The organism is Pseudoalteromonas sp. MB47 (assembly GCF_011319765.1).
GTDB lineage: Bacteria > Pseudomonadota > Gammaproteobacteria > Enterobacterales > Alteromonadaceae > Pseudoalteromonas > Pseudoalteromonas simplex.
In genome coordinates this window covers 510,913-523,224 of record NZ_VFBD01000031.1, presented here as the reverse complement: position 1 = coordinate 523,224, position 12,312 = coordinate 510,913, and the positions used below count along the sequence as shown (strand labels likewise).

Here is a 12,312-nt window from a genome sequence, read left to right as displayed (position 1 = left end):
CGAAGGTTGGCTAAGTACGGTCGGACATCGTACGGTTAGTGTAATGGTAGAAGCCAGCTTAACTGCGAGACAGACACGTCGAGCAGGTACGAAAGTAGGTCATAGTGATCCGGTGGTTCTGAATGGAAGGGCCATCGCTCAACGGATAAAAGGTACTCCGGGGATAACAGGCTGATACCGCCCAAGAGTTCATATCGACGGCGGTGTTTGGCACCTCGATGTCGGCTCATCACATCCTGGGGCTGAAGTCGGTCCCAAGGGTATGGCTGTTCGCCATTTAAAGTGGTACGCGAGCTGGGTTTAGAACGTCGTGAGACAGTTCGGTCCCTATCTGCCGTGGGCGTTTGAGAATTGAGAGGGGTTGCTCCTAGTACGAGAGGACCGGAGTGAACGAACCGCTGGTGTTCGGGTTGTCATGCCAATGGCACTGCCCGGTAGCTACGTTCGGAACTGATAAGCGCTGAAAGCATCTAAGCGCGAAGCAGGCCTCGAGATGAGTTCTCACTAGACTTTTAAAGTCTCTGAAGGGCCGTTGAAGACTACAACGTTGATAGGCAGGATGTGGAAGTGGTGTGAGCCATTAAGCTAACCTGTACTAATTACCCGTGAGGCTTAACCATACAACGCCAAACGCGTTTTATGACAGCGTAACAGACAGAAGTTAAGAAACTAAAGTAGACAATTACTTGATATCAGAATTCCAGATTTATTAATTTGCTCAAAAGAGCGAATTAAACCAAATTTGCTTGGTGACAATAGCGTTTTGGACCCACCTGACCCCATGCCGAACTCAGTAGTGAAACGAAACAGCGCCGATGATAGTGTAGCAGCTGCTATGTGAAAGTAGGTCATCGCCAGGCTCCAAATTAAAGTGTTAGGTTTCTCATAGCAGCTGCTATGTGTCTCTCTACCGCTGTAGGCACTTGGTCATATCCAGGCTCCAAATTCAGTCGCAAGACTTTAAATTAAGTCGAAAGACTATAAATAAAATAATAAGAAAATTGAAAAGAATTTTCTTGGTGACAATAGCGTTTTGGACCCACCTGACCCCATGCCGAACTCAGTAGTGAAACGAAACAGCGCCGATGATAGTGTAGCAGCTGCTATGTGAAAGTAGGTCATCGCCAGGATCCTATTAAAGAAAGCCCGATTCGAAAGAATCGGGCTTTTTTGCGTCTGGGAGCTGTCAGCTTTCAGCCGTTAGACGTCAGCTGAAATACAGAGATATCAGAGGTTAGATGTCAGTTGAACTGTGTGGTTGTTTAGTACCGAGACTCCCTCAGCATTCACTCTGTTCATTCTCCAGGTAGGTTGGGTAGAGCGTAGCGAAACCCAACACGAGTTAGCGAGTTGCTAGTTAGCAAGGATAAAGTTTAAATTTCAAGGTCAAGTCTGGCGTAAGAATGGCTTCAGCAATGAATATTTTTGTTTTATTATTTCGGCACTGAAGTGCCTCCTACAAGATTTTATTACTTAAAGAGACTCTGCCCCAAATACCCACACCGCGCGGCTGATCGCTGACGGCTGAAAGCTGATAGCTCTGTGTTGGGTTTCGCTGTGCTCTACCCAACCTACGCCAGATCCTCAAACTTTTCCCTTTCTAACTTGCAACTTTACTCTCGCAAACTTGCTTCCCCTACCTTGTTATGCGATAAAGTGTTTTATATTTGTAATACAATTAAGGTTTGCTGTGTCTCGTAAGAAAACGACCAAGTCAAAAGGTTCTTCAGGTTTAAATCGTAAAAATAGTGAAGCATTTATTGCTAAGTTCTCATCGCATCCAGATACACATCTATGTCCGTCGGGCTTAATGTATAAAGTGATTGATGAAGTTGAAGGGGAGCGAGTAACAGAGTTTGATACAGTGGTTATTAATCAACGTATTATGCTTGCTGATGGCAATGTGATTGCCGACAGTTATAAAGCGGGTATGCCTGAGGTGTTCGCTTTATCTGAAGCTATAGAAGGGTTAAGAGAAGGTTTGCTATTAATGAATATTGGCTCTCGTTATGAATTTGTGATCCCTCCAGAGCTTGCTTGGGGTAAAAAAGGTAACGGTGGCAAAATTGGCGCAAATGCAGTGCTGCATTTTGATGTTCGTTTAATGCGTTTAGCTTAACTCTCTGAGTATAACAGCCTTAGCATAAGTCGACAGAGTATTTAAAACGCGTTAACGTTCACTATTAGTTTACTGAGGAACATTATGGCCGCATTTACTTCACGAGTTTACTTTCTTCGCCATGGCGAAATAGCTACGCCTGGAATTCTTTCTGGGCAAATCGATGTCGATTTATCAGAGCTTGGTCATAAGCAAATGCGCCAAGCCTCTGCTGAGCTCATAAATTTAAATGCCATATATAGCTCACCACTAAAGCGTTGCTCAGTCCAAGCTGATTATTTAGCAAATCAGCACTCACTGCATGTACAGTATTATAACGCGCTGAAAGAGTTTAATTTTGGTGATTGGGATGGCCAAGACTACCAACAACTTTGGCAGCAAACAAGTAAGCCTCATATTGGTGATTTTTGGCAACACCCTTGGCAAGTAAACGTACCAAATGGTGAATCTATGGCAGACTTTTACGCCCGGGTAGAGGCATGGTGGCAAACATTTTTACAATCACTATGTGAATCCAGGCATGAACAGTCATTGGTAATAAGTCATGCAGGTGTGATTAAACAAATCCTCGCTATTGTTTGTCAGATGCCAAAACAATCAGCCACGCATTTAAATGTTTTTCACCTTCCTTATGCGGGGCTTATTACACTCGATGTATATATAGATGAACAAGGACAGGCTTGGCCCAAAATTGTTTTTTAGCCATCTAGAGCGATATTCATTGAATTATTTACTTAGCCCGCCATAATACTCATATGCTATGGAATGGAGTGAAATTCTCCAGCTGTTCCCGCAACTGTAATCCATCTAAATAATGGTCAGCCAGATACTTAGCACTAACAATTAATCATCGAGCGGGTCAACTCACGTCATTTTCTGGTACTTACCAGTGCTTTCTTGTGCGTTGCAATTACTCGCCAAGAGAGAATAAGCTTGCAACAAAATAGCCTTAGCGCTGCGCCATTAATATCAGTGTCTGATTTAAGTTGGGGTACTGCGAATAAAACTATACTTAAATCAATTAACCTTGAGTTAAAAGCAGGGCAGTTTATCGGTCTACTCGGCCCTAATGGTGCGGGTAAATCAAGCTTGCTGCGTTGCCTTTATCGTTACTTGAAACCTCAGCAAGGGGTTGTTTTGCTGAGCGGTCAAGATATCTGGCAAATCAGTGCTGATGAATATGCAAAGCAGGTTGCAGTGGTTTTACAAGAGTCTCCATCGCAGTTTAATTTGTCTTTGTTCGATGTAGTGAGTTTAGGCTTAACACCTCATAAGCGACTTTTCAGCGGCACGTCTGCCAATGATAAGCAGCGAATATATCAAGCTATAGAGCAGGTTGGTTTGTCTCATCATAGTGAGCAAGCATTTGATTCGCTCTCAGGTGGCGAAAAGCAAAGAGCGCTTATTGCACGCTCTATCGTACAACAACCTAAGTTGCTCATCATGGATGAGCCTACCAGCCACCTTGATGTTAAATATCAAATTCAAATAATGGAGTTAGCAAAGTCCCTCGATGTGACTGTGCTTGCCTCGTTTCATGACTTAAATCTCGCAGCAAGTTTGTGTGATGAACTCATCGTGATTGATGAGGGGTGCTTGGTTTGTCAGGGGCAACCAAAAGCGGTACTTACTGAGCAGCTGTTGAGTGATGTATTTGGTGTCTGCGCAGCGGTATCTGCTCACCCGCAATCAAGTACTGATAAGTTTATTCCGCACATCACTTATTTTTATGGCTATCAGACACAGGAGCATCAACATGACTGATGCAATGCGTTTAAGTATCTGTGTTGTCGTAGGGCTTATTAGTTGTTTTTTAGCATTGAGCTTTGGTGCTGCAAATACGCCACTGAGTGATGTTTTTAATGGTTTGTTTAGCCAAGGTAGCGATGAATTTGTGCAGCGTATTATTTGGCAGTTACGTATGCCCAGAACAATGCTGGCATTTTTAGCAGGTTCTGGGCTGGCTCTTGCAGGATTAATTTTGCAGACCGTAACCCGAAACCCGCTTGCTGACCCTTACTTGTTTGGTATTTCTTCTGGGGCTTCATTTGGTGTGGTGTGCTTTATAGCCCTAACCGGTGTGAGTTTTGGCTTTAGTATGTCAGTTGCAGCATTTGCCGGAAGCTTACTTTCTATGCTGTTGCTTATTGCTATTGCAGGGCGTCGCCATGTTGGCCAAGTTGAAGCCATGTTACTCGCTGGTGTTGCTTTATCTTTCTTATTTAGTGCTCTGACTAGTCTGCTGCTTTATTTTAGCGATCCACAAGCCATCACCGCTATCTTGTTTTGGACGATGGGCAGTTTTTCTCGTGCCCAGTGGGGCACTCTTTGGCTGCCATTTGCCGTTATTATTGCCTGTATGACGCTGATGATTGCATTTCGTCGTCAGCTAAATGCAATGCTGCTCGGTGATGAAAGTGCTGCGACTTTGGGGATTCATGTGCAACGCTTTCGGATCATGATGCTGCTGTTAAGTTCATTGATCACAGCGGTGCTTGTTGCTATGTGTGGAGGCGTTGGTTTTGTCGGCCTGATGATCCCACATATTGTGCGCTACTTTTCGCCGCAAGGCAGCAGCCATAACTTAGTTATGACATCCTTGGTCGGTGGTATTTTTATGGTGTGGGTCGATGTGTTATGCCGAACCCTTTTGAACAACCAAGAACTACCTGTTGGTGTGATCACAGCCGCTATCGGTAGTGTGTTCTTTTTATTCTTACTTTATTTTCGTAAACAGAGCAGGTAGCGAATGTTTAATATCATGCCTATTGATCAGCAATTTTCAGCTGTAATTCAACAAAAAATAGACCTTAAAACAAAGCCGCTAGGCGCTTTAGGTCAGCTTGAAAGTTGTGCCAAACAATTAACGCTAATTTTTTCAAAGCAGCTTGATAGTGAGCAGGCGCTAGTTGCCTTTAAACCGGTTATTTCAAACCCTTCTCTAGTTGTATTTGCAGGCGATCATGGTGTGGCAAACCAAGGCGTGTCAATTGCTCCTAGCAGCGTTACATCACAAATGGTGGCAAACTTTGCAGCAGGAGGCGCAGCTATTAACGTGTTTTGTCGTCAGTTGGGCTGGCAGCTGGAAGTTGTGGATGCAGGAACTCTCAATACTTCACACGATAAAAGTGTGCATAACCAGCGTTTAGGTGACATCACTGCACCACTGAATACTGAAATGGCTATGTCTCTTAATCAGGTTAAAAAAGGGTTTGCATTAGCCAAGCAGCGAGTTCATTCACTCTATGAGCAAGGCTGCAATACCATCGCCTTTGGTGAGATGGGCATTGGCAATACCACAAGTGCTGCGGCATTAATGGCTGCCATTTTGTCTTTACCTGCCAGCCAATGTGTTGGTAAAGGCACAGGTGTGAGCGACGAGGTTATAGCTAAAAAAATTAAAGTTGTTGAGCAAGCCCTTCAATTACATCAAGCTCACTTTGATGACCCACTAATGACACTTGCGGCATTAGGTGGTTTTGAAATTGTTCAGATCACCGGTGCCATTTTAGCTGCTGCGGAACTTGGTATGGCGGTGATCGTGGATGGCTTTATTTGCACTGCAGCAGCGCTTGTTGCAACTCGCATTAATGCAAACGCTCGCGATTATATGTTATTTGCTCATGCCTCAGATGAGCAAGGGCATAAAGCAATGCTCAATGCCTTGCACGCATCGCCTTTATTGCAGCTTGATTTACGTTTAGGAGAGGGCACCGGGGCTGCGCTTGCCTTACCTTTACTGCAAGCATCTTTGGCATTTTACAATGACATGGCAAGTTTTGCCGATGCCAATGTTGAGCAAGTTGTCTGATATGAGCGCTGAACAATACACTTCTGACTCTACCCCAAGTCAGCTTCAACTATTTTTACTGGCGCTTAGTTTTTTAACGCGGATACCCGTTAAATTAAACTTTGCAGTATCGAGTCAGGCACTCAATCAGGCCAGCCGCTATTTTGCATTGGTCGGTGTAATATTAGGTGTACTTTTAGCGCTGATCTTTTTACTGCTAAGTTGGTTATTCCCTGCAGCCATTGCAGTCGCGTTAGTTATGGCGTTTAGCTTGATAATCACAGGGGCATTCCATGAAGATGGCCTTGCAGATGTCTGGGATGGCTTTGGTGGTGGTTGGCAAGTAGCAGATAAGCTGAGCATTATGAAAGATAGTCGCTTAGGTACCTATGGTGCTGCGGCGCTTGTGATGGCCTTATTAATTAAGTACCAAACACTCGTCGCACTTAGTGAAGTAACCAGTACTGTGATTATTGCACTTGTTTTAGGGCAAAGCTTAAGTCGGGTTGTAGCAACAAGTTTAATTGCAGACATGGACTATGTAAGTCAGGACGCCACATCTAAAGTAAAACCCATTGCGATGCATTTAAGCACGCAGAGTTATCAAATACTGCTAGCAACTGGCGGTGCGGTGTTAGCAATTGCATGGTTGTTTTTTGGCTTCACTCTAGGGCAATTATTAATACTCATCAGTGTGCTTTGTGTTACTCGCTTACTATTAAAGCGCTGGTTTGAAAAACAGTTATCTGGCTACACCGGCGATTGCTTAGGGGCAGCCCAGCAAGTATCTGAGCTTGTTACTTACCTTTGCTTGGTGAGTTTATTATGAGCCAACAACATACTTTAATTTTAGGCGGTGCTCGCAGCGGTAAAAGCCGTTTTGCTGAGCAGCTGGCAACAGATTCAAACAAGCCGCTTATCTATATTGCCACAGCAAATGCGGGTGATGAAGAAATGACAGCCCGAATTAATAGGCATCAAGCAGAGCGCGCTAAGCATTGGCAGCTTGTCGAAGAGCCTTTGTATTTGGCTAAAGCACTACAACAATATAGCCATGCTGAAAACTGTATTTTAGTGGACTGTTTAACCCTATGGTTGAGTAATTGCTTATGCCAGCAGGGTGAAGCATTTTGGCTTGAGCAAAAAGCGGCCTTACTCGATGTGCTATCGCAATTGCCGGGTGAGGTGATTTTTGTCAGCAATGAAGTGGGTCATGGTATTGTGCCGCTCGGTGAATTAAGCCGTCAGTTTGTTGATCATTCAGGTTGGTTACATCAAGCCTTAGCACAGCAAGTTGCACGTGTTGAGTTTGTGATTGCAGGTCTTGCACAAACCTTAAAAAGAGAACAATGATGAAAACATTAATGGTGCAAGGCACGACCTCAGATGCAGGTAAAAGTACTCTTGTAGCAGCACTTTGCCGGATCTTTGCTAATCGAGGCATTAAGGTTGCGCCTTTTAAGCCACAAAATATGGCGTTAAATAGCGCCGTAACCGAAGATGGTGGCGAAATAGGTCGCGCACAAGCTTTGCAAGCAGTAGCGGCAAAAGTCCCCGCAGAAGTCGATTTTAACCCTATCTTATTAAAACCTAATAGCGATACCGGAGCGCAGGTAATCGTCCATGGCAAAGCGCTTTCGAATATGGAAGCGGGCAGTTATCACGACTACAAAAAAGTGGCGATGGATGCAGTTCTTACTTCGCAGCAGCGTTTAAGTGAACGTTTTGAATTACTGGTTGTTGAAGGTGCAGGGAGCCCAGCAGAAATTAACCTGCGCGAAAACGACATTGCTAATATGGGTTACGCTGAGGCGGTTGATTGCCCGGTGATCATCATTGCCGATATCGATAAAGGGGGCGTGTTTGCTCATTTAGTCGGAACGTTAGCCTTGTTGTCTGAGTCGGAGCAAGCGCGCGTTAAAGGCTTTGTGATTAACCGTTTTCGTGGTGATATTGCGTTATTGCAAGGAGGCCTTGATTGGTTAGAGCAATACACCAATAAGCCAGTGCTTGGGGTGTTACCTTATTTACATGACTTAGCACTCGATGCAGAAGATGCCGTTGCTATAACTAATCAGGTAGATAAACCGCAATTACGCATAGCCGTGTTGCTACTTCCTCATATTAGTAATCACACAGACTTCGATGCACTGCGATTACAACCAGAAATTGATTTACAGTATGTACGTCATACCCAGGCTATTCCAAGTGTTGACCTGATTATTATTCCGGGCAGTAAAAATGTACTCGGTGATTTAGCGTTTTTAAAAAATGAAGGCTGGCATAAACAAATAACACGTCATCTACGCTATGGCGGTAAAGTGCTGGGAGTATGTGGTGGGCTGCAGATGCTAGGCAACTACCTTACTGATCCACATGCTGTGGAATCTAATTTAGGCAGCGCAGCAGGGCTTGGGCTTGCTGACTTTGAAACGCAATTAGGGCAACAAAAAGTACTAAGCCAAGTCTCTGGTACTCTTCATTTAAACAATAGCGATAAAGCAATATCTGGTTATGAAATTCACGCCGGGATTAGTCAAGGGCCGGCACTTGAAAAGCCATTTTTGAGTTTTAATGAACACCCAAGTGGATTCAAAGTAGATGGTTTTATTAGTGATGATAACCAAGTAGCAGGTACTTACTTACATGGCTTGTTCGATACCCCTGAAGGCGTATCTGAGCTAATAACTTGGCTTGCACCAAATAGCCAAATTAAGCCGATTGATATTAACTTAAACCGTGAACAGCAGTTAAACCGTTTAGCTAGTGTAGTAGCAGAGAATCTCGATATTGAACAAATCATCAATATTTATGAGAACTTCAATTTAGAGACATAAGGAACAACAATGAGCGAACAGAATCAAGATAAGCACCAACAACGCCAGCAAAAAGTAAAAGAAAAAGTCGACGAACGGATTGCTGCTGCACAAAAAGAGCAGGGTATTTTTCAGGTTATAACTGGCAACGGTAAAGGGAAATCGACTTCTGGGTTTGGTACTGTTGCACGTGCGGTAGGTCACGGAATGAAAGCAGCTGTATGTCAGTTTATTAAAGGCACATGGGAGTGCGGTGAACGTAACCTACTCGAAAAAGCGGGGGTTGAATTTGTTATTATGAACACCGGTTTTACTTGGGAAACACAAAACAAAGAGTCAGATACCGTTGCTGCGCAAGTGACATGGCAAGAAGCAAAAAGAATGCTGAAGGATGAGTCAATTAACCTCGTTATGCTAGATGAAATAACCTATATGATCACCTACGGCTATATTGATTTAGACGACGTGCTGGAGGCAGTTAGCTCTCGCCCTGCTATGCAATCGGTGATTATTACAGGTCGTGGTGCGCACCGAAAACTAACCGACTTAGCTGATACAGTCAGTGAAGTCAGAAACGTAAAACACGCTTTTGATGCAGGAATAAAAGCACAAAAAGGGTTCGATTATTAACATGAGAACCATTAAGTTTGCACTCGTAAGTGTTTTATTTTATTTACCAACATTGGCTCAGGCTAATGAAATAAAAGAGCCTCAACGTATTGTTGCCTTAGCCCCACATATCGTTGAAAACCTGTTTGCGATTGGTGCTGGAGAGCGCATTGTGGGTACTGTTGACTATGCAGACTTTCCTCAGCAAGCGAATGAGATCGAACGGGTAGGTGGCTATTACGGGATTAACATGGAAAAACTGTTGTCGTTAAAACCAGACCTAGTTCTGGCTTGGAAAACGGGTAACAAAGCCGAAGATCTCGCTTACATTGAAAAGTTAGGTATTCCGGTAGCGTACAGCAATCCAAATCAGGTTGATAATGTGGCAGATGAACTACGTAAACTAGGCACGCTTACGCATTTGCAAACCAAGGCAAATAAAGTAGCCAAACAGTTTGAAACTAAACTCAATGCTATTCGCAGAGCGCAAGAAGGAAAACCGAAAGTGTCGGTGTTTTATCAATTATGGCCTGAGCCAATGATGACAGTTGGCGGAAATACTTGGATCAATCAGCTATTAACTATTTGTCATGCGGATAATGTGTTTGCTAATAGTGATACAGACTACCCGCGCATTAGTATTGAAAATGTATTGGTTGCCAATCCAGAGGTCGTGATTATTCCAGATGAAAAATCAAAAAAGCCTCAGCCTAAAATTGATTGGCGACAATGGCCTGAATTGCCAGCAGTGCAACATAACCAGTTTATTAGTGTAAACGCAGACTTATTGCACCGTTTTACAATCCGTATGCTTGATGGTTTGACCGACATGTGTGGTAAAATAGACGTTTCTCGTCAGCAAATACAGGCTTCAAAATGAACGATTGGCAAACATTTCTAGATACTGAGCTTGCTAAGCCCTACATGCAAGAAACCTTACAATATGTGGCCGATAGACGCGCAGCAGGCGTTACCGTTTATCCCAAAGACGAACAGGTATTCTCAGCTTTTGATGCTACCCCTTTGAATGAAGTTAAGGTGGTTATTTTAGGGCAAGATCCTTACCACGGAGAAGGGCAAGCCCATGGTTTGTGCTTTTCGGTATTACCAGAAGTTAAAAAGCTGCCCCCGTCTTTGAAAAATATGTATAAAGAGTTGGCTACTGATATAGAAGGTTTTGAGATACCTCATCATGGCTATTTGCAAAGCTGGGCCGAACAAGGCGTGTTCTTACTCAACACAGTATTAACGGTTGAGCAAGGGCAAGCTCATTCTCATAAGCATCTTGGCTGGGAAAAGTTTACTGATGCAGTAATTGCGCTTATCAATCAGCACTGTGACGGTGTGGTGTTTGTGTTATGGGGCGCACATGCTCAGAAAAAAGGTAAACACATTGATACCTCGCGTCATCATGTGATCCAAGGCCCGCATCCATCACCGCTTTCTGCACATCGTGGCTTTTTTGGTTGTCAGCATTTTTCAAAGACAAACCAGCTGCTTACTGATCAAAATAAAGCACCAGTAAATTGGTCGTTGCCGCAAATGCAAAAGGCCCTTACGGGCCTTTAATTAAAAGTCTAATTCATCAAGCTCAACGCTGTCTGTGAAATAGTCTAACTCCTGTAGTTCTTTGCGAAGTCTATGCTTGTCTTTCAACGCTTCGATTTCGCGCCATTTTCTCTTTTTATTTTTTGTAGAGGTCTTTTTTGTTGTACTAGGACCTTCTAATATTTCTAAAATATCGTCTAGGCTATCCATGAACTTCTCCTATTGATTTTTTGAACCTCGGAAATACCTATACCACAGGCTGCTCAAAAATAGAATAAAAAAGTGACAATACTGTTACAGAACTGTGATTGATAGATGAATAGATCAAAGAAGGTGGTTTTTTAGAAACAAAAACGCCACCTAGCGGTGGCGTTTTAAAAAATACTGTAATTTAAATTACATTGCTTTAAAGCGTGCTTCTAATTCAAGCTGTGCTTGAGCAAAAGAACGAATACCCTCAGCAAGTTTTTCTGTTGCCATAGCATCTTGGTTATGTAACCAGCGGAATTGGCCTTCAGTTAGTGGTGCTGGTTTTTCTTCAACAGTAAAGTCGTTCTCTAGTAGGTACTCTTGTGCATCCGTTAATTGGCCTAACTCTTCTAAAAGAGCAGGGCTAATCGTTAACTTATCACATCCAGTCAGTGCGATGATCTCGCCTGTGTTACGGAAGCTTGCGCCCATAACAACCGTTTTGTAATCGTGGCGTTTGTAGAATTCGTAAATGCTACGTACAGATTGCACACCTGGATCGTTTAGCGGATCAGTTGGCTTTTCCATACCGTTAGCAACGTGCCAGTCTAAGATACGGCCAACGAATGGTGAAATTAAGAATACATTTGCATCGGCACATGCGCGTGCTTGTGCTTCAGAGAATAACAGCGTTAAGTTACACTTAGTACCTTCTTTTTCAAGCTGCTCAGCGGCTTTGATACCTTCCCAAGTTGATGCAACTTTGATTAGGATTTTATCTTTGCTAACACCTTCTTTTTCGTAAAGGCTCAGTAAAGTGTGGGCTTTGTCGATAGTCGCTTGAGTATCAAATGATAAACGTGCGTCTACTTCTGTAGAGATATAACCAGGTACGATTTCGCTAATTTCTTTACCAATTAATACAGCAAAGTAATCACATGCTAACTCAAGCTGTTTAGCTGCATCTTGCTCGGTTTCTTTGGCATATTGCCACGCTTTATCTAAATAAGGCTTATACGCTTCAATTTCACTGGCTTTTAAAAGTAGAGATGGGTTTGTTGTTGCATCTTCTGGTTGGTGTTTTTTGATAGCTTCAATATCACCTGTATCTGCAACAATAGATGAATGCTGTTTAAGCCTTTGTAGTGCTGAAGTCATTTGCTTTCCTCATTCCAAGCAAGTTAAAAGAAAATCCATTATAGCGGCCTTTATGCTGCAACACTATGACAGTGTTTAATAGG

General features: G+C 43.3%; 13 protein-coding genes, 3 rRNA genes and 1 riboswitch. Of the genes, 14 read left to right on the top strand and 2 right to left on the bottom strand.

The genetic code is table 11. The features are described 5' to 3' along the window. The 14 genes from IMPJCBKJ_RS20650 to ung all read left to right on the top strand — a co-directional run. A 23S ribosomal RNA gene (locus IMPJCBKJ_RS20650) occupies nucleotides 1–620 on the top strand; the annotation flags it as partial. 125 nt (nucleotides 621–745) lie between these two features. Continuing rightward, nucleotides 746–860, top strand: a 5S ribosomal RNA gene (gene rrf, locus IMPJCBKJ_RS20645). A 155-nt stretch (nucleotides 861–1,015) separates the two neighbouring features. Next, nucleotides 1,016–1,130 (top strand): 5S ribosomal RNA (rrf, locus tag IMPJCBKJ_RS20640). A 560-nt stretch (nucleotides 1,131–1,690) separates the two neighbouring features. Beyond that, nucleotides 1,691–2,119 carry an FKBP-type peptidyl-prolyl cis-trans isomerase gene (locus IMPJCBKJ_RS20635; protein ID WP_062566688.1) on the top strand — a complete coding sequence of 143 codons (429 nt, stop codon included), beginning with the start codon at nucleotides 1,691–1,693 and terminating at the stop codon, nucleotides 2,117–2,119. Between the two features lie 84 nt (nucleotides 2,120–2,203). Beyond that, nucleotides 2,204–2,821, top strand: a complete 618-nt coding sequence (locus tag IMPJCBKJ_RS20630; protein ID WP_166341873.1) for a histidine phosphatase family protein — start codon at nucleotides 2,204–2,206, stop codon at nucleotides 2,819–2,821. 12 nt (nucleotides 2,822–2,833) lie between these two features. Next, nucleotides 2,834–2,972: riboswitch (cobalamin riboswitch) on the top strand. A gap of 80 nt (nucleotides 2,973–3,052) precedes the next feature. Continuing rightward, nucleotides 3,053–3,883 (top strand): ABC transporter ATP-binding protein, encoded by an 831-nt coding sequence (locus IMPJCBKJ_RS20625; RefSeq protein ID WP_166341871.1) that lies wholly within the window; start codon nucleotides 3,053–3,055, stop codon nucleotides 3,881–3,883. Beyond that, nucleotides 3,876–4,865 (top strand): iron ABC transporter permease, encoded by a 990-nt coding sequence (locus tag IMPJCBKJ_RS20620; protein ID WP_166341869.1) that lies wholly within the window; start codon nucleotides 3,876–3,878, stop codon nucleotides 4,863–4,865. The genes IMPJCBKJ_RS20625 and IMPJCBKJ_RS20620 overlap by 8 nt, the downstream gene beginning before the upstream one ends. 3 nt (nucleotides 4,866–4,868) lie before the next feature. Then, complete coding sequence (gene cobT / locus IMPJCBKJ_RS20615; RefSeq protein ID WP_166341867.1) at nucleotides 4,869–5,930, top strand: nicotinate-nucleotide--dimethylbenzimidazole phosphoribosyltransferase; 1,062 nt, start codon at nucleotides 4,869–4,871, stop codon at nucleotides 5,928–5,930. Beyond that, nucleotides 5,884–6,738, top strand: coding sequence for an adenosylcobinamide-GDP ribazoletransferase (locus IMPJCBKJ_RS20610; RefSeq protein WP_240921067.1), 855 nt, complete (start codon nucleotides 5,884–5,886; stop codon nucleotides 6,736–6,738). The genes cobT and IMPJCBKJ_RS20610 overlap by 47 nt, the downstream gene beginning before the upstream one ends. Beyond that, nucleotides 6,735–7,262, top strand: a complete 528-nt coding sequence (gene cobU / locus IMPJCBKJ_RS20605; RefSeq protein WP_054554242.1) for a bifunctional adenosylcobinamide kinase/adenosylcobinamide-phosphate guanylyltransferase — start codon at nucleotides 6,735–6,737, stop codon at nucleotides 7,260–7,262. Before IMPJCBKJ_RS20610 ends, cobU begins: the two co-directional genes overlap by 4 nt. Next, nucleotides 7,262–8,746: a cobyric acid synthase gene (locus IMPJCBKJ_RS20600; RefSeq protein WP_166341891.1), complete on the top strand. Its 1,485-nt coding sequence runs from the start codon at nucleotides 7,262–7,264 to the stop codon at nucleotides 8,744–8,746. Before cobU ends, IMPJCBKJ_RS20600 begins: the two co-directional genes overlap by 1 nt. A 9-nt stretch (nucleotides 8,747–8,755) precedes the next feature. Further along, on the top strand, nucleotides 8,756–9,355 hold the full coding sequence (cobO, locus tag IMPJCBKJ_RS20595) for a cob(I)yrinic acid a,c-diamide adenosyltransferase (protein WP_138618095.1): 600 nt from the start codon (nucleotides 8,756–8,758) through the stop codon (nucleotides 9,353–9,355). Nucleotide 9,356: 1 nt separating this feature from the next. Further along, nucleotides 9,357–10,214: a cobalamin-binding protein gene (locus tag IMPJCBKJ_RS20590; protein WP_166341865.1), complete on the top strand. Its 858-nt coding sequence runs from the start codon at nucleotides 9,357–9,359 to the stop codon at nucleotides 10,212–10,214. Further along, nucleotides 10,211–10,903, top strand: coding sequence for a uracil-DNA glycosylase (gene ung, locus IMPJCBKJ_RS20585; RefSeq protein ID WP_138618093.1), 693 nt, complete (start codon nucleotides 10,211–10,213; stop codon nucleotides 10,901–10,903). The genes IMPJCBKJ_RS20590 and ung overlap by 4 nt, the downstream gene beginning before the upstream one ends. Here ung and IMPJCBKJ_RS20580 read toward each other — a convergent pair whose 3' ends face one another. Both IMPJCBKJ_RS20580 and tal read right to left on the bottom strand, forming a co-directional pair. After that, entirely contained in the window at nucleotides 10,904–11,092 is a 189-nt protein-coding gene (locus IMPJCBKJ_RS20580) for a DUF3545 family protein (RefSeq protein ID WP_054554247.1), read from the bottom strand. 186 nt (nucleotides 11,093–11,278) lie between these two features. Further along, nucleotides 11,279–12,229: a transaldolase gene (gene tal, locus IMPJCBKJ_RS20575; RefSeq protein ID WP_166341863.1), complete on the bottom strand. Its 951-nt coding sequence runs from the start codon at nucleotides 12,227–12,229 to the stop codon at nucleotides 11,279–11,281. Nucleotides 12,230–12,312: the final 83 nt, after the last annotated feature.

Excerpts from the sequence above, each read along its gene's own strand:
- IMPJCBKJ_RS20630 (WP_166341873.1), top strand. The coding sequence starts at position 2,204 with ATGGCCGCATTTACTTCACGAGTTTACTTTCTTCGCCATGGCGAAATA.
- IMPJCBKJ_RS20620 (WP_166341869.1), top strand. The coding sequence starts at position 3,876 with ATGACTGATGCAATGCGTTTAAGTATCTGTGTTGTCGTAGGGCTTATT.
- cobT (WP_166341867.1), top strand. The coding sequence starts at position 4,869 with ATGTTTAATATCATGCCTATTGATCAGCAATTTTCAGCTGTAATTCAA.
- IMPJCBKJ_RS20610 (WP_240921067.1), top strand. The coding sequence starts at position 5,884 with ATGACATGGCAAGTTTTGCCGATGCCAATGTTGAGCAAGTTGTCTGAT.
- cobU (WP_054554242.1), top strand. The coding sequence starts at position 6,735 with ATGAGCCAACAACATACTTTAATTTTAGGCGGTGCTCGCAGCGGTAAA.
- IMPJCBKJ_RS20600 (WP_166341891.1), top strand. The coding sequence starts at position 7,262 with ATGAAAACATTAATGGTGCAAGGCACGACCTCAGATGCAGGTAAAAGT.
- cobO (WP_138618095.1), top strand. The coding sequence starts at position 8,756 with ATGAGCGAACAGAATCAAGATAAGCACCAACAACGCCAGCAAAAAGTA.
- IMPJCBKJ_RS20590 (WP_166341865.1), top strand. The coding sequence starts at position 9,357 with ATGAGAACCATTAAGTTTGCACTCGTAAGTGTTTTATTTTATTTACCA.
- ung (WP_138618093.1), top strand. The coding sequence starts at position 10,211 with ATGAACGATTGGCAAACATTTCTAGATACTGAGCTTGCTAAGCCCTAC.
- IMPJCBKJ_RS20580 (WP_054554247.1), bottom strand. The coding sequence starts at position 11,092 with ATGGATAGCCTAGACGATATTTTAGAAATATTAGAAGGTCCTAGTACA.
- tal (WP_166341863.1), bottom strand. The coding sequence starts at position 12,229 with ATGACTTCAGCACTACAAAGGCTTAAACAGCATTCATCTATTGTTGCA.